This window comes from Mesorhizobium sp. LSHC412B00 (genome assembly GCF_000503035.1).
Classification (GTDB): Bacteria; Pseudomonadota; Alphaproteobacteria; order Rhizobiales; family Rhizobiaceae; genus Mesorhizobium.
In genome coordinates this window covers 91,171-112,538 of sequence record NZ_AYWB01000024.1, presented here as the reverse complement: position 1 = coordinate 112,538, position 21,368 = coordinate 91,171, and the positions used below count along the sequence as shown (strand labels likewise).

At 63.3% G+C, this 21,368-nt stretch carries 16 protein-coding genes; 10 read left to right on the top strand and 6 right to left on the bottom strand.

What is annotated here, in order from left to right; all coding sequences use genetic code 11:
- The first annotated feature begins 48 nt into the window (after positions 1-48).
- The 3 genes from X757_RS137905 to X757_RS137915 are packed head-to-tail and all read left to right on the top strand — an operon-like array spanning position 49 to position 2,932.
- On the top strand, positions 49-1,221 hold the full coding sequence (locus X757_RS137905; protein WP_023669297.1) for a glycosyltransferase family 4 protein: 1,173 nt from the start codon (positions 49-51) through the stop codon (positions 1,219-1,221).
- A complete protein-coding gene (locus X757_RS137910; RefSeq protein WP_023669298.1) occupies positions 1,218-2,012 on the top strand; it encodes a WecB/TagA/CpsF family glycosyltransferase in 795 nt (264 codons plus the stop codon). Before X757_RS137905 ends, X757_RS137910 begins: the two co-directional genes overlap by 4 nt.
- Positions 2,009-2,932 carry a DUF6492 family protein gene (locus X757_RS137915; protein ID WP_023727774.1) on the top strand — a complete coding sequence of 308 codons (924 nt, stop codon included), beginning with the start codon at positions 2,009-2,011 and terminating at the stop codon, positions 2,930-2,932. Before X757_RS137910 ends, X757_RS137915 begins: the two co-directional genes overlap by 4 nt.
- Here X757_RS137915 and X757_RS137920 read toward each other — a convergent pair.
- Positions 2,929-4,224, bottom strand: a complete 1,296-nt coding sequence (locus X757_RS137920; protein WP_023727773.1) for a lipopolysaccharide biosynthesis protein — start codon at positions 4,222-4,224, stop codon at positions 2,929-2,931. The genes X757_RS137915 and X757_RS137920 overlap by 4 nt on opposite strands.
- A gap of 197 nt (positions 4,225-4,421) precedes the next feature.
- On the opposite strand from X757_RS137920, the gene X757_RS137925 reads away from it, so the two are divergent.
- From X757_RS137925 to X757_RS137940, 4 genes are all read left to right on the top strand, one after another.
- Entirely contained in the window at positions 4,422-6,719 is a 2,298-nt protein-coding gene (locus X757_RS137925) for a GumC family protein (protein WP_023727772.1), read from the top strand.
- A 355-nt stretch (positions 6,720-7,074) separates the two neighbouring features.
- On the top strand, positions 7,075-7,974 hold the full coding sequence (gene folD, locus X757_RS137930) for a bifunctional methylenetetrahydrofolate dehydrogenase/methenyltetrahydrofolate cyclohydrolase FolD (protein ID WP_023681888.1): 900 nt from the start codon (positions 7,075-7,077) through the stop codon (positions 7,972-7,974).
- A gap of 17 nt (positions 7,975-7,991) precedes the next feature.
- Positions 7,992-8,984, top strand: coding sequence for a GlxA family transcriptional regulator (locus X757_RS137935; RefSeq protein ID WP_032905230.1), 993 nt, complete (start codon positions 7,992-7,994; stop codon positions 8,982-8,984).
- 235 nt (positions 8,985-9,219) lie between these two features.
- Positions 9,220-10,878 (top strand): VWA domain-containing protein, encoded by a 1,659-nt coding sequence (locus tag X757_RS137940; RefSeq protein WP_023727771.1) that lies wholly within the window; start codon positions 9,220-9,222, stop codon positions 10,876-10,878.
- A 77-nt stretch (positions 10,879-10,955) separates the two neighbouring features.
- Here X757_RS137940 and edd read toward each other — a convergent pair whose 3' ends face one another.
- The 3 genes from edd to zwf form a co-directional block, all read right to left on the bottom strand.
- The gene (edd, locus tag X757_RS137945; protein WP_023727770.1) at positions 10,956-12,779 is read right to left on the bottom strand and encodes a phosphogluconate dehydratase; all 1,824 of its coding nucleotides are present in this window, start codon (positions 12,777-12,779) and stop codon (positions 10,956-10,958) included.
- Positions 12,780-12,843: 64 nt separating this feature from the next.
- Complete coding sequence (pgl, locus tag X757_RS137950) at positions 12,844-13,560, bottom strand: 6-phosphogluconolactonase (RefSeq protein ID WP_023727769.1); 717 nt, start codon at positions 13,558-13,560, stop codon at positions 12,844-12,846.
- Complete coding sequence (zwf, locus tag X757_RS137955; protein WP_023669307.1) at positions 13,542-15,011, bottom strand: glucose-6-phosphate dehydrogenase; 1,470 nt, start codon at positions 15,009-15,011, stop codon at positions 13,542-13,544. Before zwf ends, pgl begins: the two co-directional genes overlap by 19 nt.
- Positions 15,012-15,332: 321 nt before the next feature.
- On the opposite strand from zwf, the gene X757_RS137960 reads away from it, so the two are divergent.
- From X757_RS137960 to X757_RS137970, 3 genes are all read left to right on the top strand, one after another.
- Complete coding sequence (locus tag X757_RS137960) at positions 15,333-16,079, top strand: SDR family oxidoreductase (protein WP_031205266.1); 747 nt, start codon at positions 15,333-15,335, stop codon at positions 16,077-16,079.
- 180 nt (positions 16,080-16,259) lie between these two features.
- Positions 16,260-17,555 carry a Mur ligase family protein gene (locus tag X757_RS137965; protein WP_023727767.1) on the top strand — a complete coding sequence of 432 codons (1,296 nt, stop codon included), beginning with the start codon at positions 16,260-16,262 and terminating at the stop codon, positions 17,553-17,555.
- A gap of 85 nt (positions 17,556-17,640) precedes the next feature.
- A complete protein-coding gene (locus X757_RS137970; protein WP_031251654.1) occupies positions 17,641-18,936 on the top strand; it encodes a Mur ligase family protein in 1,296 nt (431 codons plus the stop codon).
- A gap of 21 nt (positions 18,937-18,957) precedes the next feature.
- Here the strand turns inward: X757_RS137970 and X757_RS137975 are convergent, their stop codons facing one another.
- Positions 18,958-19,803: an SH3 domain-containing protein gene (locus X757_RS137975; RefSeq protein WP_023727765.1), complete on the bottom strand. Its 846-nt coding sequence runs from the start codon at positions 19,801-19,803 to the stop codon at positions 18,958-18,960.
- Between the two features lie 275 nt (positions 19,804-20,078).
- Positions 20,079-21,365: an FAD-binding oxidoreductase gene (locus X757_RS137980; RefSeq protein ID WP_023727764.1), complete on the bottom strand. Its 1,287-nt coding sequence runs from the start codon at positions 21,363-21,365 to the stop codon at positions 20,079-20,081.
- Positions 21,366-21,368: the final 3 nt, after the last annotated feature.

The following is a 21,368-nucleotide window of genomic DNA, read 5'->3' as shown; positions in this document are numbered from 1 at the left end:
TCAAGGGTTCACCCAGCTTTGCTAGTGGCTGACGCCTGGATAGGTGAGATGCATCTGCTGTTCGCCACATCGATCGTGCCCGACGGCGCTCTCGCTTCGGGCTATGAGATCGCCAATGCTGCGATCATCGCCGCCTTGCGGCGCGCCGGCGTGCGCGTCACCGTCATCGGCTTCATCTGGCCGGGCAAGGCGCCCAGCGACCCCGAAAACACCATCGTGCTCGGCGCCGTCGACGTGCGCACGGAAAGCGCCTCGGCGCGGCAGAAGCTCGCCTGGCTTGGCAAGGCGGTGCTGTCAGGGCTCACCTTCGCTTCCGTGAAGCTGCGCGCGGTTTCCGACAGCGAAGTCCGTGCCGCGATCGAGCGCGCCGGTCCCTTCGACGGCTATGTCCTGAATTCGGTGCAGTTCGCCGGCGCCTTTGAAAAACTGTTCGCCGACCGTCCCTCGATTTTCGTCGCCCACAATGTCGAACATGGTTCGGCCAAAGAGAATGCGGCAGCAGCAAACAGTCGCTTCCAGCGCCTGCTGTTTGCCCGCGAGGCCAGGCTGCTCAAGACCATGGAGGAGCGGCTCTGCCGCCGGGCTCGCTTCGTCTTCACGCTGGCCGAGGAAGACCGCGCCGCACTCGGCGTTGCCAGCGACGACCGCTCGGCGGTGCTGCCGCTGGTGACCACTGCCACGGCGCCAAAGCCGGTCAAGCCGCGCCGCATCGATTGCGACGCGGCGCTGATCGGCACTTGGACCTGGCAGCCGAACCGCATCGGCCTCGACTGGTTCCTGGAAAAAGTCGTGCCGCATCTTCGCCGGAGCTTTCGCATCAGGGTCGCCGGCAACATGCCGTCGGATATCACCTCTGCCCATCCCGGTGTCGAATTTGTCGGCCGCGTGTCCGACGCCCAGAATTTCGTGCGCGGCGCCGCCGTCATTCCACTGATCAGCACCGCGGGCAGCGGCGTTCAGCTCAAGACCATCGAAACCTTCGAGCTCGGCCTGCCGTCGGTCGCCACCAGCCGTTCGCTGCGCGGCATCGATCATCGCCCGGCAAATTGCTTCGTCACCGACGATCCGGCCGCCTTCGCCGGCGCGCTGGAGGCAGCGGCGGCCGATGTCAAGGATGTCGATGGCAGCGCCTTTCACCGCCGGCAGATCAAGGCACTGGATGCCGCCATCAGGCTCGGCCTGGAAAAGCTCGGGTCGGTGGGGGAGGAGGTGTTTGCATGAACATGCACACCGCCCGCGCCGCCTTCGGGCTCGATACGCTGAAGACGATCCTTGGCATTTCGGTCCTTGCCATCGGCTGGGATGACGCGATCGCGCTGCTCGCTCGTCTGATTGCCGAGCGGCGCTTCACCAAGGTCAGTTTTCTCAACGCTCACAACGCCAACATCGCCTCTACCGATCCGGTCTTTGCCGAGGCGCTCGACGATTTCCTCATCCTGCCTGACGGCGTTGGCGTCGATCTGGCGGCAAAGCTGCTCTACGGCGCGCCGTTCCCGGACAATCTCAACGGCACTGATCTCATTCCGGCCTTTCTGCAGGCATCGGCGAGGCCGCTGACCGTCGGGTTGCTTGGCGCCACCCGCGCCAACGCCGAGGCGGCGTCGGTCAGGCTAGCCGCTCTGGCGGTGCAGCACGAATTCGTCGTCATCCATGACGGCTATTTCTCCCCCGCCGAAGAGCAGGCGATCGTCGATCGCATCGAGGCATTGCGGCCCGACGTGCTGCTTGTGGCCATGGGCGTGCCGCGCCAGGAATTGTGGATCGCCCGTCATATCGATGCCCGCCACTGCACGCTGCCGATCGCCGTCGGCGCGCTGCTCGATTTTCTCTCCGGCACGGTGCCGCGGGCGCCTCTGTGGATGCGCCAGCTGAGGCTCGAATGGTTGTTCCGTCTGTGCATCGAGCCCGGCCGGCTGTGGCGCCGCTACGTCGTCGGCAATCCGGTGTTCCTGCTGCGTGTCGTCAGGCAGAAATTCTCGCGTCGGCCCGAGCCCGCCGGAGAGTTGCGGTGAACAGCCGCGTCGTGCCGAGCCCTGCAGCCGAGACCGGTGCCCTGCCGCAAACGCCGACGGCGGCGGTGGTGACCGCCAGCTATGCGCCGGATTTCGAACGCTGCCGCCTGTTGTGCGAGACCCTCGACCGCCAGGTCTCCGGCTTGGCGCATCATTACATTCTGGTCGAGCACCGCGACGTGGCGCTGTTTCGCCAGTTGGAAAACGACCGCCGCAGCGTTGTCGACGAGCGCGACCTGCTGCCGCGCTGGCTGCGTGTGTTCGACGATCCGATGAGCCTCTTTCGCCGTCGCATCTGGCTCAGTTTCAAGACCCAGCCGCTGCGCGGCTGGCATGTGCAGCAGCTGCGCCGCATCGCCATCGCTGCGCATGCTGGAGAAGACGTGCTGGTCTTCTGCGATTCCGACGTCGCCTTCCTCAAGCCATTCGATCTGAGCGCCTTCTGGCGCGACGGCAAGGTGCGGCTGTTCCGGCGCGACGGCGTGCTGTCGAGCGACGGTCACGACGAGCATCGCATCTGGTCGCGCAATGCGGCCTCGGCGATTGGTATCGATGCATCCGAGGTTTCGAACCACGACTATATTTCGACGCTGATCGCCTGGCGCCGTCAGACCGTGACGGCGATGTGCGCCGAGATCGAGAAGGTGCACGCGCGCGGCTGGGTCGAGGTCATCGCTTCAGTGCGCCGGTTCTCCGAATGCATGATCTATGGCCGCTATGTCGACGATGTGCTGGGGGGCGCCGGCCATTTCCACGGCTCGGAGGAATTCTGCCGCGTGCATTGGACCGGGGAGGCGCTGTCGGATGACGAATTCCGCAGCTTCGTCGCCGCCATGGCACCGGGGCAGGTGGCGATCGGCATGCAATCCTTCATCGGCACCGATATCGGCCGCATCCGCCGCCTGATCGGATTGGCTTAGATTGCCTTGGCGGGCTTGCGCAGCGCCGAATAGGTCAGCAGCGCCGAGGCGAGATAGAGCAGCAGGAAGACGACATTGAGCGATACGACAAGCCTGGGCGTGTCGGCAATCGTGGTCAGCACATAGGTCAACAGCACCGCCTTCAGCCCCGCCAGCAGGCCGAGGTTGAGCGCCCTGAGCGCGGTCTGGCCGCGCGCGAACAGCAGCTCGGCCTGGTATTCGACCAAGTTGCGCAGTCCCGGCACGCCGATTGCCAATGCCACCAAGGGCGCCGCCTCGGCGACATTCCGGCCAAGTGCATTGGGGAAGAAATGCAGCACGATGCCGAGTGCGGCCAGCGCCAATGTCGATACCAGGAACACGCCGGCTTCGATACCGCTCTTGACCCGCAGTCGCGACAACAGCTCCGGCGACCGCATCATCTTCTGCACCAGCATCATCGAGAAGGTGCGGATCGGTATTGCCGTCAGGTCGACCAGCCGCATGATGATGGCATAGATGCCGGCCAGATGCGGCCCGCCGATCGCCAGCACGAGCAGCTTGTCGAATTCCGACTGCAGGTAGAACAGCACTTCGGCTCCTGCAACATAGATCGAATCGGCAAGCCGCCTGAGATAGAGCTCGGTGCGCAGCCTCAGCCGCTGGCGTGGATAATAGAAGCCGAAGGCCAGCAGCAGCGAGGCGGCGTTGGCGCCGATGTAGAACAACGACCAGATCCAGACGCTGTGCTGCCCCGACAGCATGAACAGCACGGCGCCCAGCGCACGGAACGCCGTGGTCACGATCGACAGCACCGCGGCGCGGCCGAATTTGCCGAGCCCGTTGTTGACGATCAGCACCACCTCGACCGGCCGCCACAAAAGCGCTTCGGCAAAGGCGATTGCGGCAAAGACGGCCAGAGGCACGGTGCTGGCGAAGAAGATCAGGTAGACGCCCCACGAGGCGGCCGCCAGCAGCGGCAAGGACACGGCGCCAAGCAAAAGGAAGCCGGCGGTGAAGGTGCCGATCAGATTGGGGCGGATGGTGGCTGTGCGGTAAAGCGCCGAGATGAAGCCGAAGGCGAGGATGCGCGACAGCATGACGCCGGCCGCCGAGGCGGTGGCGAACATGCCGAACTCGGCAATCGACAGCGTGTTGGCAAGTGCAATGAAATAGGCGAGCGAGAACACCAGCCGCCCGCCGGCGCCGCTGATCGCTGAAAGATAGTCGCGAACCAGCCCCCGTCTTTCGGCAAGGAAGGTGCCGATGCGGGCGAGTGTCCGCCTTTGCGGTATGTCGCTGGCCTGCGTCATATCGAGGAAAGCCGTAAGCCGGAAAGCTTAACGTGCGGTTCTGACGCCATTTTACAGATCCCGGCAATGCGTGGCGAAGCGAGAAACTTCACTTGCAGACTTCGGAAATTAACCTTTTGTTTCCCATGCCTGTTTAGCGTGACTTAACGATTGGCCGACCGCCGCTCCCGCGCCGTCGAAGGTAAAGTTTCGAGACAATGGTCGACAGGGAAAACCGTGAAGACTGGAGGCGCGAGCGCTCCCTCCTGGCGCTCGGCAAAGCCGTGCGCGGCGATGAGGCGGCGGATGCGTCGGCGGTCTCCATCGGTGACCGGGCCGATCCGTCATGGCGCGAGGATGCCGCCACGCGTCACCGCATAGCCCGCTCGCAACGCGAGGCGCGGTCGAATCCGGCGCCAACGTCACCGCCCGAGCCGCCGCAGTTCCAGGCCGACGGCGAACCCGTTTCGGCCGCCAGCGCGCGTGAGGAGCCTGTTTCCGGCCGGCGTCAGGAGCCTCGCTCCCGCGCGGCCTATGAGCCCCGCTCTTTCCACGAGCAGCAACCGGACCGCGACGACGATGACGGGCAGGAATGGAAGCCGCTGATCGATCCGCTCCAGGTCGTCCGCGGCATTAGTCGTTCCAAGTTGCTGATCGTCTCGACGACGATATTGGGCACAGTGCTCGGCGTCGCCGTCGCCGTTTCGACACCGAAGAAATACGAAGCCACCACACAGATGGTCATCGAGCCAGGCGACCTGAAGCTTTCCGACAACGATCTCACCCAACCGGTCGGGCAGCCCGATGCGGCGCTGGCTGTTGTCGAAACCCGCATCAAGATGGTGACATCCGGCAAGGTCCTCGACAAGGTCGTGGCCGATCTCAATCTCGTCGACGATCCGGAGTTCAACGGACAGGGCTCTGGCGGCCTTGGCGTCCTGTCACTCATTCGCTCGATACTGTCGCGCCAGGATGGCCTTGGCGACGGCGGTGAAGTGCGCCGCCAGGCGCTGGCGGTCGGCAATCTGGCCAAGAGCCTGTCGGTTGAGCGCAGCGGCAAGAGCTTTGTCGTTTCCATCAGCGCCACCACTCAAAGCGCCGACAAATCGGCGGAGATAGCCAATAGGACCAGGGACGTTTTCCAGCAGGAGGCGGCCCAATACCAGTTCGGGATGGCCGGGCGCGCGACGGACCAGCTGACGGCCAAGCTCGATGACCTGCGCAAGAATGTCGAGACGGCGGAGCGCAAGGTCGAGGATTTCAGGGCCACGCATGATCTCGTTGACGCGCAGGGCCATCTGATCAGCGACGACCAGATGCTGAAGCTCAACGAGCAGCTCTCAGTCACCCGGGCCCGCACGCTGGAACTCAATGCCCGGGCGGCGTCGGCGCGTTCGCTGGACGTCAATTCAGTCATCAACGGCACCTTGCCGGAAGAAATCAATTCCAACACGATGAGCGAACTGCGCGCGCAATATGCAGTTTTGAAGCAGGAGGCCGACCGCGCCGCCGTGCGTCTGGGACCGCGTCATCCCGAATACCAAGCGCTCAGTGCCCAGCTCGACGGCTCGCGCGAGCGCATCGCAGGCGAACTGCGCCGCATCGGCTCGTCGCTGCAGGTCGATTTGAAGCGCTCGGTCCAGCTTGAGCAGGATCTCGCTTCCCGCCTGGCTCAGGCAAAGGTCCAGAGCGGCGACGTCAACAGCGATCTGGTCAGCCTGCGCGAACTGGAGCGCGATGCCACCGCCAAACGCTCCGTCTACGAACAGTACCTTCTGCGCGCCAAGGAGACCGGCGAACAGCAAAACATCAACACCACCAACATCAATCTGATGACCCCCGCGCAACCGCCGCTCGAACCCGACGGACCGTCGCGGGCTGTAATAGCGCTGGCCGGCCTGCTGCTCGGGCTTGCTTCGGGCATCGGTGTCGGCGCCATGCGCGGCGCCTTTGCCAGCCTGCGCGGCGCTGCCAATTCGCGTTCGCGCGGCAGAATGGACGAGCGCCGCCCTCCGGTCGAGGACAAGGTCTATCGCGCGCCGCTGCCTGTGGCGCCGCCACCGGCAGCACCTCCGGTGTTGCCGACCGCGGCCGCTCCCGCCCGGAGCCCAGGTCTGTTCGACGGACTGTTCTCGGCGATGCGCAAAGCCGCGCCGGGTAGCGGGACGTCAGGCGAACCCGTCGAGACCTACCGCGCCCAACCAGCCGCCGAATATACAAGGCCGGTACAGGAGCCTGTGGGCTATCGCCAGCCGGACTTCCGGAACGAGGTTCCGCACGCCAATTCCCCTGCGCAGCAGCCTGGCTACGCGCGGCCTCGTCAGCCGGCTGACTATGCCTATTCGCAGGCTCAGCCGATGCCCGCGGCGTCCGGGCCGTGGTCTTCTCCGCAGCCCGCTGGGGCGGCGCCGGAAGACCAGCAGGCGCAAATCGACGATATCCGCGCCAGCCTGCGCGAATTTCGCGAAGCGGTGCGCGAACTCACCGAAAGCCGTTCGCACCGCCGCTATTTCTGAGCAATTCCAGGAAAAGTGTGAAACGGTTTTCCCGGGAAAAGCGCGTAGCGCGCTTTCCCTTGGGAATTGCGTCAAAACAAGAAATAGAGCGGTTCAGCCTTTCCGTGAAAGGATGAGTCGCTCTGAGCCCGTCAGCGCAGAATAAAAGCTGCCGGTTTCGAGTTTACGGCATGTGACGGCGCTTTGACGGGATTGCTTAGGCCAAATTTCGTGACAATGCCGCGCAGCATGGCGCCCAAAAAGCGCTGCCGTCGGGCTTTACCCGAATGGGCGGAACGTTTGGAACAACGACATGCACGAAGCAACGTTCAAGGCGCGCGCCGCGCCTTGGCTGGAATGATGTCGAGGATGGTTCATGGCCGAAGTGATTGACGGAAAGATCGTCGCCGCAGACGTGGTTCAGAAGGTCAAGGCCTTGACCGAGGACCTGGTCGCCAAGGGAAAGGCCCAGCCCGGCTTAGCGGTGGTCATCGTCGGCGAGGATCCGGCAAGCCAGGTCTATGTCGCGTCGAAGTCGCGCACCGCCAAGGAATGCGGCTTTCATTCGCTGCAGCACACACTGCCGGCCGACACGTCCGAAGCGGCACTGCTGAAGATCATCGGCGAACTCAACGCCGATCCGGCCATCAACGGCATTCTGGTGCAGCTGCCGCTTCCCGCCCATATCGATGCCGGCAAGATCATCCAGGCCATCGCACCGCAAAAGGATGTCGACGGCTTTCATTTCATCAATGTCGGCAAGCTCGGCACCGGCGAACTCGAAACAGCCTTCGTGCCCTGCACGCCGGCCGGCTCCATGCTTTTGATCGAACGCGTGCGCGGCAAGGATCTTTCCGGCCTCAACGCGGTCGTCGTCGGCCGCTCCAACATCGTCGGCAAGCCGATGGCAAATCTGTTGCTTGCCGCCAACTGCACCGTCACCATCGCCCACAGCCGCACCAAGGATCTGCCGGCGCTGGCCCGCACAGCCGACATTCTGATTGCCGCCGTCGGCCGGCCCGAAATGATCAAGGGCGACTGGGTCAAGCCGGGCGCCACCGTGATCGATGTCGGGATCAACCGCATTGCCGCACCCGAGAAGGGCGAAGGCAAAACCCGCCTCGTGGGCGATGTAGCCTATGCCGAAGCGGCCAAGGCCGCCGGCGCCATCACCCCCGTGCCGGGCGGTGTCGGACCGATGACCATTGCCATGCTGATGGCCAATACGTTAGCCTCAGCCTACCTTGCGGCCGGCTTGAAGCGGCCTTCCTTCTGACCCAGAAAGCAGCTTCTTTGCCGAACCTTACTATACCCTCTGAACGGCCGGATGATCCCGTTCAAGGGGGCCGGCAATTCGCGTTCCTGCTGGTCGACAAGTTTTCGATGTTTTCGTTGGCAGCGGCGATCGATACCTTCCGCTCGGCCAACCGCCTGCTCGGCCGCGATTTCTATGGTTGGACCACGGTCTCGGCCGACGGCGATCCCGTCATGGCCTCCAATGGCCTGCCGCTCAAGATCGACTATGCCGTCGCCGATTTGCCGCCGGTCGATATCCTATTCGTGTCGGTGGGCCTGTCGGTCGAGTTCCCCGGCAAGAGCAAGGTGCTGGCGGCGCTGCGCAGCTGGGGCCGGCGCGGCAATGCGCTCGGCGCGCTGTCGGTGGGCTCTTATCTCCTCGCCGAAGCCGGTCAGCTCGAAGGCTATCGCTGCACCATCCATTGGGAAAACCGCGCCGGCTTCGTCGAGCGCTTTCCCGACATCAATTGCACCGGCAACGTCTTCGAGATCGACCGCAAGCGCTACACCTGCGCCGGCGGCACCACCTCGATCGACCTGATGCTGGAGATCGTGCGTGGCGACTTCGGCTCGAACCTCGCCAACGGCGTTGCCAACCAGTTCCAGCATGAGCGCATCCGCTCCGCCGGCGACCGCCAGCGCGTCGGGCCGGAGCGCGACCTGACCGGCAAGTCGGAGAAGCTAAGGCGCATCGTCGAACTGATGGCCGACCATCTCGACGAGCCGCTATCAGCCGTGCAGCTTGCTAAATCGGCGGGCCTGTCGGTGCGCCAGGTCGAGCGCTTGTTCCTGCGCCATTTGAGCGTCACGCCCGGTCGTTACTACATGCGGCTCAGGCTTGAGCGGGCGCGCGAACTGCTGCGCCAGACCAACATGCCGATCCTCGACGTGGCCATTGCCACCGGCTTTACCTCGCACTCCTATTTCGCGCAGAGCTATCGGCTGCAGTTCGGCCGTCCGCCTTCCGAAGAGCGGCGCACCACCTACTGATTTCGTGCTACCAGCTCTGCCGGTGCCGATCCTGTTACACTGCAACCGTTAGAAGCATGATCCCAAAAAGTGGGTGCCGGTTTTTGGAAAAGATCGTGCTGCAACAAAGGGTTAGATCATGATGAGATTTCATCCAAATCTCATCATGATCTAGTAACCCGCTCCAGGCTTGTGTCCGGACGCGCTGTCAAATAGCTTCCGGCGCGGATCAGAGGGCGGCCTCAAGGAGATTTCGATGGCGGGACTTTTGCGGAGCGTCGCTGCGGCGCTGCTCCTTTTGTCGATGACTTCGCTCGGCTTTGCCGCCAATAGGGTTATCATCATTCTTGACGCTTCAGGCTCGATGTGGGCCCAGATCGACGGCAAGCCGAAGCTCGAGATCGCGCGCGAATCGCTGAGGACCGTACTGCAGTCGGTCCCGGGCGACGACGAGATCGGCTTAATGGCCTATGGCCACCGCGAAAAGGGCAGCTGCGACGACATCGAGCTGATCGTGCCGCCGCAAGCCGGCTCGGCTAGCGCCATTTCGGCCGCTGCCGACAGCCTGAAATTCCTCGGCAAGACGCCGCTGACCGCAGCCGTCAAGCAGGCGGCCGAAGCTCTGAAATACACCGAGGGCAAGGCGACCGTGGTTCTCATCACCGATGGGCTTGAAACCTGCGAAGGTGACCCGTGCGCGCTGGGCAAGGAACTGGAGGCCTCAGGCGTCGATTTCACCGTCGACGTCGTCGGCTTCGGCCTGACCGCTGACGAGGGCAAGCAGATCGCCTGCCTTGCCGACAACACCGGCGGCAAATATATCCAGGCCTCGGACGAGAAGGCGCTGCAGGAAGCACTGGTCGAAACCGTCGCCGCGCCGGCTCCGGCGCCGGCACCCGAACCCGCTCCGGCGCCTGCCCCTGAACCGGCAAAGCCCGAATTCAATTTCATCCCGAGCGTGGTCATGGCGGAAGGCGGCGATCCGATCACCGACGGCAATGCCTGGGAGGTCTACAAGGCCAAGCCCGATGGCACGCGCGGCGAGGCCGTCACCACCCAGTACAACAACTACGAGGCCAATCTCGAGCCGGGCGACTATGTCGTCGTCGCGCGCGCCGACGAAGCTCGGGCGGAACAGAAGGTCAAGATCCAGGCGGGCCAGGTCTACAAGCCGCTCTTCACCTTGAACGCCGGCACCATGCTCATCCATCCGAAGCCAAGCCAGGGCGCCGAGATCAGTGACGAAGCCCATGTCGACTTCGCCTTCCCGGGCGGCAGCACCACCCACTATGGCGACACCAGGATCATCGTGCCGGCTGGTGAGCAGAAGGTGACGGTTGCGATCGGCAGCGGCTCGGTGACCGAGACCATCCAGCTCGCCGCCGGGCAGACTGTGGAAAAGGACATAGTCGTCGGCGTCGGCCATGCCGCCGTCAACGCCTACTACACCGCAGGCGGCGACAAGGCTGACTCCTCGGGCATCAGCGTCCAGATCGTCAAGGCCAAGAAAAAGATCGACGGCTCGCGTGACGATGTCGCTCACTCCTATGGGCCCGACAGCAAGTTCTGGCTGCCGCCGGACGACTATGTCGCGGTCACCTCGCTTGAGCTCGCAACCGTCGAGCAGCCTTTCAGCGTCAAGGTTGGCGACGTCAAGGACGTCAAGGTGACGCTCGATGCCGGCGTGCTGGTGATGTCGGCGCCGGGCGCCTATTCGATCGAGGTGCTGTCGTCGAAGAAGGATATCCAGGGCAACCGCAAGGCGCTCGGCCTGAACTATGGCGACACCTGGCAGCAGACTATCCCAGCCGGCGACTATGTCGTCCTCCGCCACATGTCCGATCAAGGCCATGACAAGGAAATGCCGGTGACGGTCAAGGCCGGCGAACGGAGCGAGATTACGGTTCAGCCGTAATCGCCATCCATCCCTCACCAAAGGGCGGCCTCAAACCGAGCTCGAGCCGCCCTTTTTACAAAATAGGCAATGATGCCTCAAGCCGTGCCGAAAGCACTGGCGCCGTGGTCGGCGCGGCCGACCAACTGGCGGAAACCAGCGAACAGCTCGCGGCCGAAACCGAACTCGTTGCCGATGAGATCGATGTCGGCCGTGCGGCGCAGCGCGAGCTCGGGCCCCGGCACCAGCACTTCCAGCGTGCCGGCATCGGCGTCGAGCCGGATGATGTCGCCGTCATGGATCCTGGCGATCGGCCCTTCCTCGACCGCTTCCGGCGTTACATGGATCGCCGCCGGCACCTTGCCGGAAGCGCCAGACATGCGCCCGTCCGTGACCAGCGCGACGCGCTGGCCACGATCCTGCAGGATGCCGAGCACGGTGGTCAGCTTGTGCAGTTCCGGCATGCCGTTTGCCTTCGGGCCCTGGAAGCGGATGACGGCGATGAAGTCGCCGGTCAGCGTGCCGGCCTTGAAGGCTTCGTTCAGTCCCTGCTGGCTGTCGAACACCTTGGCCGGCGCCTCGATGACGCGGCGTTCCGGCTTCACGGCGGACGTCTTGATGACGGCGTGGCCGAGATTGCCGGCGAGCACCTTCAGGCCGCCGGTCGGCTGGAAGGCTTTCTTGAACGGCGCCAGCACCTTCTCGTCGCCGCTCTGCAGCGGCGAGGCTTCACGCACGACGCCGCCATCTTCGCCGAGCCGGGCCTCGACCGCATAGGGCCTCAGGCCTTCGCCCCATACCGTCTGCACATCCTCATGCAGGATGCCTTCGTCGAGCAATTCGCGGATCAGGAAGCCAAGCCCGCCGGCGGCGTGGAAATGGTTCACGTCGGCAAGCCCGTTCGGATAGACGCGCGCGAGAAGCGGCACCGCTTCCGACAGGTCGGAAATGTCCTGCCAGGTCAGCGTGATGCCGGCCGCCGCGGCCATGGCGATGAGATGGATGGTGTGGTTGGTAGAGCCGCCGGTGGCGTGCAGGCCGACGACGCCATTGACGAAAGAGCGCTCGTCGATCATGCGGCCGACCGGCGTGTAGGCGTTGCCGAGCGCGGTGATCTCCAGGGCTCGCCTGGTCGCCTCGCGCGTCAGCGCGTCGCGCAGCGGCGTGCCTGGATTGACGAAGGACGCGCCGGGCGTATGCAGGCCCATGATCTCCATCAGCATCTGGTTGGAATTGGCGGTGCCATAGAAGGTGCAGGTGCCCGGCCCGTGATAGGATTTAGACTCCGCTTCGAGCAGTTCTGCGCGTCCGGCCTTGCCCTCGGCATAGAGCTGGCGAACCTTGGCCTTCTCGTCGTTGGGCAGGCCCGTCGTCATCGGCCCGGCCGGCACGAACACCGCCGGCAGATGGCCGAAGGTGAGAGCCGCGATCACAAGCCCCGGTACGATCTTGTCGCAGACGCCGAGATAGACGGCGGCGTCGAACATGTTGTGCGACAGGCCGATCGCCGCGGACATGGCGATCACGTCGCGCGAAAACAGCGAGAGCTCCATGCCGGGCTGTCCCTGGGTCACGCCATCGCACATGGCGGGCACGCCGCCGGCCACTTGCGCGATGCCGCCAACTTCCTTCGCGGCTTCCTTGATCAGCGCCGGGAAGGTTTCGAAGGGCTGATGCGCCGACAGCATGTCATTGTAGGAGGTAATGATGCCGAGGTTCGGCACCTTGTCGGCGCCGAGCGCCAGCTTTTCAGACGGGCTGCAGACGGCAAAGCCATGCGCGAGGTTGCCGCAAGACAGAACCCCCCGGTTGGCGGCGCGGCTGGAGGCCTCGGCGATGCGGCCGAGATAGCGCTCGCGGCCGGCTTTCGAGCGTTGGCGGATGCGTTCCGTGATGGCTTGGATGTCGCGTCTGGCTGTCATGGTCGGTCCTTTCGAGCCCCGGAAGAACGTCCTCCACCGTCTGCCGGGACTGCTTTGCGTGAAATCAGGGTGCCCAGAACACCTCTACCGGGATGGGTGCCGCTTCGAGCACTTTGCGGATGGGCTTTTTCGCACCCGGTCCCATCGCACCGTCGAAGGCGGTGCGCTTGTCCTCGCCTTCTATATGCAGCGCGATGAAGCCGGCGTCGACGATCCGCGCCAGCGGCAGCGTCAACCGGGGTTCGCCGGCGCTTGCCGCGTGAACCGGCAGCACGATCCTTGATGAGGCCGGGTCGAGCAAATCGCCGAGATTCTTGGCGTCGGGAAAGAACGAGGCGGTGTGGCCGTCGCCGCCCATGCCGAGCACGACGACATCGAGGGGCCAGGGCAGAGCCTTCAGCGCCGCATCGTCGGCCGCCGCGGCGGTCTCGATGCTTGCCGCCTCATGGTAGAGCGGCACGAAGTGCGCGGCAGCCGCCTTGTTCTGCAGCAGGTTGGCCGCGACCAGCCCCGCATTCGAGCGCGGCGAGGAGGCCGGCACGAACCGTTCGTCGACCAGCGTCACCGTCACCTTGTTCCAGGCGATCGGAATGGCCGAAAGTGCTGCAAAGAACTTTGCCGGCGTGGTGCCGCCGGAAACGGCAAGCAGGGCCGTGCCGCGCTCGTCGATGGCCTTGGTCAGGCGCGCCGCGACATTGCCGGCAAGGGCTGCCGCCAGATCCTGGCGCCCGGCAAAGCCGTTCCAGTTATAGACGGGCTCGCTCAATTGCTTTCGTGCCATGTCCGCCCGTCGCGTTCGATCAGCGCAATCGAGGCCGAGGGACCCCATGTGCCGGCCGTATAGCCTTGCGCCTCCTGCCTGGCGCTTTCCCAGGCGTTCTGGATCGGGTCGATCCACTTCCATGCCGCCTCGACTTCGTCGCGGCGCATGAACAGCGTCTGGTTGCCGCGGATAACATCCATGATCAGCCGTTCATAGGCGTCCGGCGCGCGACCGTCGAAAGATGTTGCAAAGCTCATGTCGAGCGGGATCTGGCGCAGCCGCATGCCGCCCGGGCCTGGATCCTTGATCATGATGAACTGCTTGACGCCTTCGTCGGGCTGCAGCCGGATCACCAGTTGGTTGGCTGAGATCGGCCCGGCGCTGTCGCCGAAGATCGAATGCGGGATCGGCTTGAACTCGATGACGATTTCCGAAACGCGGGTCGCCAGCCTTTTGCCGGTCCGGAGATAGAACGGCACGCCGGCCCAGCGCCAATTGCCGATCTCGGCCTTGATGGCGACGAAAGTCTCGGTGGAGCTGTCTTTGCCGAGTTCCTCGACATAGCCTTTCACCGCGCCGCCTGCAGAGGCGCCGGCGCGGTATTGGCCGCGCACGGTGTGCTTGGGTGCCTCATTGCCGTTGATGCGCTTCAGCGCCCGCAGCACCTTCAGCTTCTCGTCGCGCACGGCATCGGCATCCATCGACGATGGCGCTTCCATGGCAACCAGGCAGAGCAGCTGCAGCATGTGGTTCTGCACCATGTCGCGCAGCGCGCCGGCCTTGTCGTAGTAGGTGACGCGGTCTTCAAGACCGACGGTCTCGGCCACCGTGATCTGCACATGGTCGATATGGGCAGAATTCCAAAGCGGCTCATAGAGCGCGTTGGCAAAGCGCAGCGCCATCAGATTCTGCACCGTCTCCTTTCCGAGATAGTGGTCGATGCGGAAGATCTGGCTTTCGTGGAAGTCGTCTCCAACCACGTCGTTGAGCTTGCGCGCCGAATCGAGGTCGCGGCCGATCGGCTTCTCCAGCACGATGCGCGAATTCGGCGTGATGAGATTGTGGGCTTTCAGCTGGTGCGAGATGTCGCCGAACAGCGCCGGCGCAACCGCCAGATAGAAAGCGCGAATGCGGTCGCTTTCGCCGATCGCCTTTTTCAGCTTGTCGAAGCCGGCACCCGTCGTCGCGTCGGCCGATACGTAGGACAGCCGGGCAAGAAATGTCTTGAGTTCCTCGGCGTCGATGTCGGCCGGCTTAACATGCTGGGAAATCGCCTGCTTGGCGAAAGCCTGGAATTCCTCGTCGCTCATCTTGGAGCGCGAGGTGCCGATGATGCGGGTCGGCTCGGAAAACTGGTGGTCGCGCTGGCGGTGGTAGAGCGAGGGCAGCAGCTTGCGTTCCGACAGGTCGCCGGTGCCACCGAAAATGATGAAGTCGAAAGGCTCGACGGGAATGATCTGGCTGGTCATGGTCTGTCCGCTTTGACGCCGCTCGCTGTGACGCGGCAGGATATAATCTAATCGATTTAAATTATCCAGTGCCATGGTGTCACATCAAGGACAAATCACTGCATATTGATTCGGTCCAAATGTGCCTTGACACTGGCTGCCACCCGGAGGCCTTTCGTCAAGCGATGGTCCCGGGGCTTTCGCGCCTGCAACATAAAGCGGGAATGTGACGAAAGCTAATGCGTGTCGCCCAGAAGTGCGAAGCGGTTCTGGGAGACAGACACGCATCAAACAAAAAGGAAAATGCGCTTGCGAGGTGGGTCTTCAATGAGCGGAAAAAGCATGCGTCTGGAAAACAAGGTTGCCGTCATCACGGGTGCTGCGTCAGGTTTCGGCGAAGGCATGGCCAGGCGCTTTGCCGAAGAGGGCGCCAAGGTCGTCGTCGCCGACCTCAACGCCAAGGGCGCGAAGCGCGTTGCAGCAGAGATCGGCCAGGCCGCGATCTGGACCCAGACCGACGTTTCGCAGCGTTCCGAATTCGACGAGATGGTCCATGCCGCAGAAAGCGCCTTCGGCCGCATCGATATCATGGTCAACAATGCCGGCTACACCCATCGCAATGGCGACATGCTCGAGGTCGACGAGGCGACCTTCGACCTGATCACTTCAGTCAACATGAAGGCGATCTATCACGCCGCACTTGCCGTGGTGCCGATCATGGAGCGGCAGGGCGGCGGCGTCATCCTGACCACGGCTTCGACCGCCGGTTTGCGGCCGCGTCCGGGGCTCACCTGGTACAATGCCTCGAAGGGCTGGGCGATCACCGCGACCAAGTCGATGGCGGTCGAACTCGCGCCCAAGAACATCCGCGTGAACTGCCTTTGCCCGGTCGCCGGCGAGACCGGCATGCTGGAGAAATTCATGGGCACTGACACGCCCGAGATCCGCGAGAAATTCCGTGCCTCGATACCGCTCGGCCGTCTGTCGACGCCGCTCGATATCGCCAACGCTGCGCTTTGGCTTGCGTCGGACGAAGCCGCCTTCATCACCGGTGTGGCGCTGGAGGTCGACGGCGGCCGCTGCATTTGAGCAATTCGGGAAGTACCTCGCTGTTCGCAATGCATGGCAGGCAGAGCCACATCGGCAAGAGTTCGCATCGGTGCGCCGGCCAGCCGAGGAACGAACAGTTGACGTCGTCACGCCGGACCCCCGTTTGACTTCTCGATCCCCCGAAAGGCATAACGGGATCGTGGATAGTGTTGGCGGGTGATGAAGATCAGGCAGCAGAAAAGTCGCTACGATCTGGGATGGCGGCTGCGGCTTTACCTGGCCACGCGTGCGCGGGCGCGAAGCAAGGCAATTTTCATCGGCATTACCGGAAGCTCCGGCAAGACCACGGCGGGAAGCCTGCTTGGACACATCCTGGCCGGTCATGGTTCGGTCCATACACAGGTTCTGGCCAACACGATGAAACTGTTGGTCTCGACGCTATCCAGGCGAATGGGAAAGGGCGGCAAAACCGACTACGTCGTCTTCGAGGCTGCTGCATTCGGCCCGGATACAATGAAGCCCATGGCCGAATTGCTTCGCCCCAACGTGGCTGTTGTCACAATGGTCCGGCTGGAGCATCGGGCCAGTTTCAAGACTGTGGAAAACGTCGCTCGAGAAAAGAGCGCCCTGGTCGCGGCGCTGGAGCCGGGCGGCTTCGCGATGCTCAATGCCGATGACCCTCTTGTGATGGGCATGGCCTCGGCGAGCGACTGCCGTTCCGTCACATTCGGCACATCGGAGCAGGCGGATTATCGCGTCAGCGATATCGAGGCCGCCTATCCCAAGCCGTTGCGGTTCTCGCTCCACTGGCGCGGCGGTGTGCTCCATATCGAGACGTCGTTCCCCGGCGAGCATTTCTGGCTGCCGACTTCAGCGGCGGTGGCAGCTGCTCTTGAGCTGGGCGTGCCTGCGCAGATGGTCAAGGACAGAACCGCGACGTTCCAGCCTCTGGAAAATCGCGGCCAGGTGCTCGTCCCCGCGGGCGGCCCTCACTTCATCGTGGATGCCGCAAAGGCGCCCTGGCATTCGCTGAGCCTTGCCTTCGACATGATAGCCGGATCGACATTCGGGCGAAAACGCATCGTTCTTGGCCAGCTATCGGATTTTTCCGGCTCGAATAACAGATATGCCCAAGCCTACAGCAGCGCGCGCGAGATTGCAGACCAGGTGATTTATGCCGGCGATCATGCCCATCGCTCCAAGGCGAACCAGGCAGATCGCGACAGCGGCCGCTTCATCGAATTGCGCACGGCCAGGGAAGTGTCGGACTACATCGCCCAAACCGCGCAGCCTGACGAGTTGATCCTGCTCAAGAGCTCGTCCAATCTGCACCTCGAGCGTGTCGCACTTGCCTGGACCCACGACGTCCAGTGCTGGGTTTCGGTATGCGGCAAAACCGAGGGATGCGAGCAATGCGGCCTCTATGAAGTGCCGTTTGAGCAGCACCGTGAGTTTGTGGCGCAGAGAAAATCGAAGCGCCGCAAGCACAGACTGCTGCGGCTCCTCGGTCGCTAGAATCTTTGGCTCAAGCACGCCAGCGCCCGTTTGACTCTGGAACTTGGCACGACGCATATTAGGCTGGGCTAAAAGCTGGCGGGGTGTGAAACTGGAATTGCTGAAAATTCGCAAGGACTTGGGCTGGGCGCTGCGACGGCTGCAGGCGCGCTGGGTGCGGGCGCGTAACAAGGCGACGTTCATCGGCATTACCGGCAGCTCCGGCAAATCCACATCCACCAGCCTGCTTGCACACATACTGGCCGCCCAAGGCAAGGTGCATCTACAGGCCCAGGCCAATACAATGCCTGCGCTCATCCGAACGCTTTACAAGCGCCTGAGGAAGGCCGGCAAAGTCGATTACGTCGTTTTCGAAGCCGGCGCTTCCGACTTCGGCACGATCAGCGCCATGGCGCAGATGCTGAAGCCGAGCGTAGCGGTGGTTACGATGATCCGCCTGGAGCATTTCGGCAAGTTCAGGACTCTGGAAGCTGTGGCGGCAGAGAAGCGGGCGCTGGTCGGGGCACTCCAACCTGATGGACTTGCGGTTCTCAATTGCGATGACCCACTGGTGATCGGTATGGCGTCTGGCGCGAAATGCCGGATTGCGACCTTCGGCCAGTCCGGCGAGGCAGACTACCGCGTGAGTGACGTGCATGCCGCGTATCCGGAATTGCTGCGGTTCACCCTTCATTGGCGCGGTGGCAGCCTGAATATTCAAGCTCCTTTTCCCGGCGAGCAATTCTGGCTGCCGACTGCAGCGGCCATGGCCGCCGCCTTGGAACTTGGCGTCCCGCCAGAGCAAGTCGTAGCGAGAACAGCATCGTTTGCACCACTGCCCAACCGCTCTACGGTGCAAGAGGTATCCGCGGGTCCGAAATTCCTGGTCGATACGGCCAAAGCGCCCTGGCATTCGCTCAACATTGCTCTGGAGATGATTGCAAAGGCCAAGGCCGCTCGCAAGCGCATTGTGCTTGGGCAGATATCCGACTACGCCGGCTCGTCGAGGAAATACGGCAGTGCGTACAAGATCGCTCGCGAAATCGCTGATGAGGTCATCTACACGGGCGGCAATGCGCATCGCTCGCGCGCCAGCCAGGCCGACCGCGACAGCGGCCGGTTCATTGAGCTTCGCAGTCCCAAGGAAGTTTCGGATCACATCAAACAGACGGCAGTCCCAGGAGAACTGATTCTGCTGAAAAGTTCGTCCAACCTTCATCTGGAAAGGATCGCGCTCGCCTGGACGCACGATGTGAAATGCTGGACCCCGCTATGCGGCAGGTCAGAAAGCTGCCAAATGTGCGGCCTCTATGAGGTGCCGTTCGAGGAACACCGGGATTTCCTGGCGAAGCGCAAACTTGCTCGCAGGAGACACCGTTTTAGGTGGTTGCTCGGCGGCTGACCAGATCTGGCGGCTTGTGTCTCAATCCCCGGTCTTGATGTAGCTCTTGTAGATCCAGCCGCGCTTGCCGTTGTAGACGATCTGGCACCATTTCTTGCAACTCATCACCTGCACCGACGACTTGGCGGGCACGGTCCCCATGGCGGCGGCGTTTTTCTGCGGACCGCTGCGCATTGTCACCGCCCTGAGGATGCGTCCGGTGCCGACGGCAGCAGCCACCTTCTGTGGCTTGGCCTTGGCCTGGGTATCGTCCGTTGCGGCGGAAGATTGCTCGTCTGGAAGTTGCGGTTTTGGCATCGGTATGGCGGCGGTCTCGGCGTCGTCGTCATTGGCGGGAGCAGCGACCTTTGACAGCTGCGTCGTGGCGTCGCTCTGCGCCGCCGGTTCTTCGAATGCCGCGGCATCGGACGGTTTGGCGGCAGCCTGCTCGGCAGGCGCCTGATCGGATGGCGTCGCGGCAGGGTCGCTGTTGGATTGCGCCGCAGTCCAGCGCGGATCGTTGGCCGACAGCGGCGGCATGGCAGCCCCACCGGCAGCGACCGTCGATGAAACCGCGTCGCCCTTGCGCGCGGCTTGTGGCGCCGCTACCGCGGTAGCCGTCGCCGCGACCGGGGCAATCTTGGTCGTCTTGACCGGAAAAGTCGGAACGTTCTGCTGTGTGCTGGCGATCGCTTGCCGGTCGTTGGCCGGCAATGCCAGCCAAAGCGCTATGCCCGCCACACCAAGCAGCGCTGCGGTGCCGACCGCGGCGATCACCAGATGCGAATTCGTGCGCACCCCCTGCCAGAAGGAGGGCCGCATGTCATAACCGAATTGCATGGCGAAGCGCCGACGTTCCGGCGCGCCGAAACTGAAGGGCTCGTTCACTCTTGCCACCTCCAAAAGATGAGCCGGTGTTCTTTCGATCGGCGCCGGCAGCCCGGCATTCGATCGGCATCGGTCCCAACAACAAAGCGGGCAGGCCCGCAGAAATCCCCGTTCAATCGCCCAGAACCGGCATCCTTTGCCCTTGATTGTGGCATCAGTGCGCCCTCAGGGGAATTGTGCGCTCTTGTTGAGGATTCTGCAACGTCTCGCTGCGGCAACCAACAGCTCAATAGAATCAGCTCAGTACCAGCCACGGCTGATATGAGATACTTTCCCTATATTCGGTCCCTCAGGGCAAACCAGTTCAGTGCCAAGAACAATAATGGCGTTCTAAATCGCCGGCCGCCGGGAAAAGCCGGGATGTTCAGGTCCTCGATCAGCTTCAGTCTGTCGCGGTTGCCGGCGACGGTCTGGGCATAGAGCTTGCCGAAGAAGTTCGACAGCATCACGCCGTGGCCGGAATAGCCTCCGGCCGAGATCACATTGGGCATCACCTCGCGCACGAACGGTTTCCTGGGCATGGTGATGCCGACATAGCCGCCCCAGCCATGGGTGATCTCGACATCGCTCAGTTCCGGATAAAGCTCGGCTATCTGCCGGCGGATATGGACATGGATGTCCTTCGGATCGTTGACGCCATAGACCTCGCGCCCGCCGAACAGCAGCCTTCCATCCCTGGATTTGCGGAAATAACGCACGACGAAACGCGAATCGTCGACCGCCTCGCCGCCCGGCAGCACTTTCGAATCGACGCCCAGCGGCACCGTCGCGCCGATGAAGGAACCGATGGGCATGATGTGCGCGGCACTCACCGGCTCGAGCGTGCCGCCATAGGCATTTACACCGATCAGGCATTTCTGGGCGGTGATGGTTCCTCTCGAAGTCGTCACCCTGACCTTGCCGCCGCTGGAGGTAACACCGGTCGATAGTGTCTGCTCGAACAGGTGCGCGCCGGCCGCTGCCGCGACCTTTGCCGTGCCGATCACCAGCTTCATCGGGTGGATGTGTCCGGTGCCGGTGTCGCGGGTGCCGCCGAAATAGCGTGTGGAGCCCAGCCGTTCGGCCGTTTCCCTGGCATCCATGAAGGCGATGTGCGGATAATTGAAGCGGCCGGCCATGATCTCGGCATGTGCCTTGTAGTCGTCGAGATAACGCGGCTTGTGCGCCACGGACAACTGGCCCGGCATATAGTCGATGTCGATCTGGTTGACGGCGGCGAATTCGAGCAGGTGCGCTTTCGCCTCTTCAGCAAGGTCGAACAGCGCCTTGGCGCGGGAGAAGCCGTAGTCGGCCTCCATCTCTTCGGCCCAGGCGCGCTGGCCCGTGCCGAGCTGGCCGCCATTGCGCCCTGAAGCGCCGTCGCCGAAGCGATGCGCTTCGATCAGAACGACGTCGGCTCCCGCCTTGGCCAAATGAGCGGCCGCCGACAGCCCTGTGAAGCCACCGCCGACGACGACGACGTCGCAGCTGCGGTCGCCGTCCAGGGCAGGGTACTCAGCGCGTGGTCCGGCTGTGTCTTCGTACCAGGAGCGACCGGGGGAGATAGGTGATTGGTAAGGCATGGG

What these genes read in the sequence shown, in the direction of transcription:
- X757_RS137905 (WP_023669297.1), top strand. Translation starts at nt 49, where the DNA reads ATGCATCTGCTGTTCGCCACATCGATCGTGCCCGACGGCGCTCTCGCT.
- X757_RS137910 (WP_023669298.1), top strand. Translation starts at nt 1,218, where the DNA reads ATGAACATGCACACCGCCCGCGCCGCCTTCGGGCTCGATACGCTGAAG.
- X757_RS137920 (WP_023727773.1), bottom strand. Translation starts at nt 4,224, where the DNA reads ATGACGCAGGCCAGCGACATACCGCAAAGGCGGACACTCGCCCGCATC.
- X757_RS137925 (WP_023727772.1), top strand. Translation starts at nt 4,422, where the DNA reads ATGGTCGACAGGGAAAACCGTGAAGACTGGAGGCGCGAGCGCTCCCTC.
- folD (WP_023681888.1), top strand. Translation starts at nt 7,075, where the DNA reads ATGGCCGAAGTGATTGACGGAAAGATCGTCGCCGCAGACGTGGTTCAG.
- X757_RS137940 (WP_023727771.1), top strand. Translation starts at nt 9,220, where the DNA reads ATGGCGGGACTTTTGCGGAGCGTCGCTGCGGCGCTGCTCCTTTTGTCG.
- edd (WP_023727770.1), bottom strand. Translation starts at nt 12,779, where the DNA reads ATGACAGCCAGACGCGACATCCAAGCCATCACGGAACGCATCCGCCAA.
- pgl (WP_023727769.1), bottom strand. Translation starts at nt 13,560, where the DNA reads ATGGCACGAAAGCAATTGAGCGAGCCCGTCTATAACTGGAACGGCTTT.
- zwf (WP_023669307.1), bottom strand. Translation starts at nt 15,011, where the DNA reads ATGACCAGCCAGATCATTCCCGTCGAGCCTTTCGACTTCATCATTTTC.
- X757_RS137960 (WP_031205266.1), top strand. Translation starts at nt 15,333, where the DNA reads ATGCGTCTGGAAAACAAGGTTGCCGTCATCACGGGTGCTGCGTCAGGT.
- X757_RS137965 (WP_023727767.1), top strand. Translation starts at nt 16,260, where the DNA reads ATGAAGATCAGGCAGCAGAAAAGTCGCTACGATCTGGGATGGCGGCTG.
- X757_RS137980 (WP_023727764.1), bottom strand. Translation starts at nt 21,365, where the DNA reads ATGCCTTACCAATCACCTATCTCCCCCGGTCGCTCCTGGTACGAAGAC.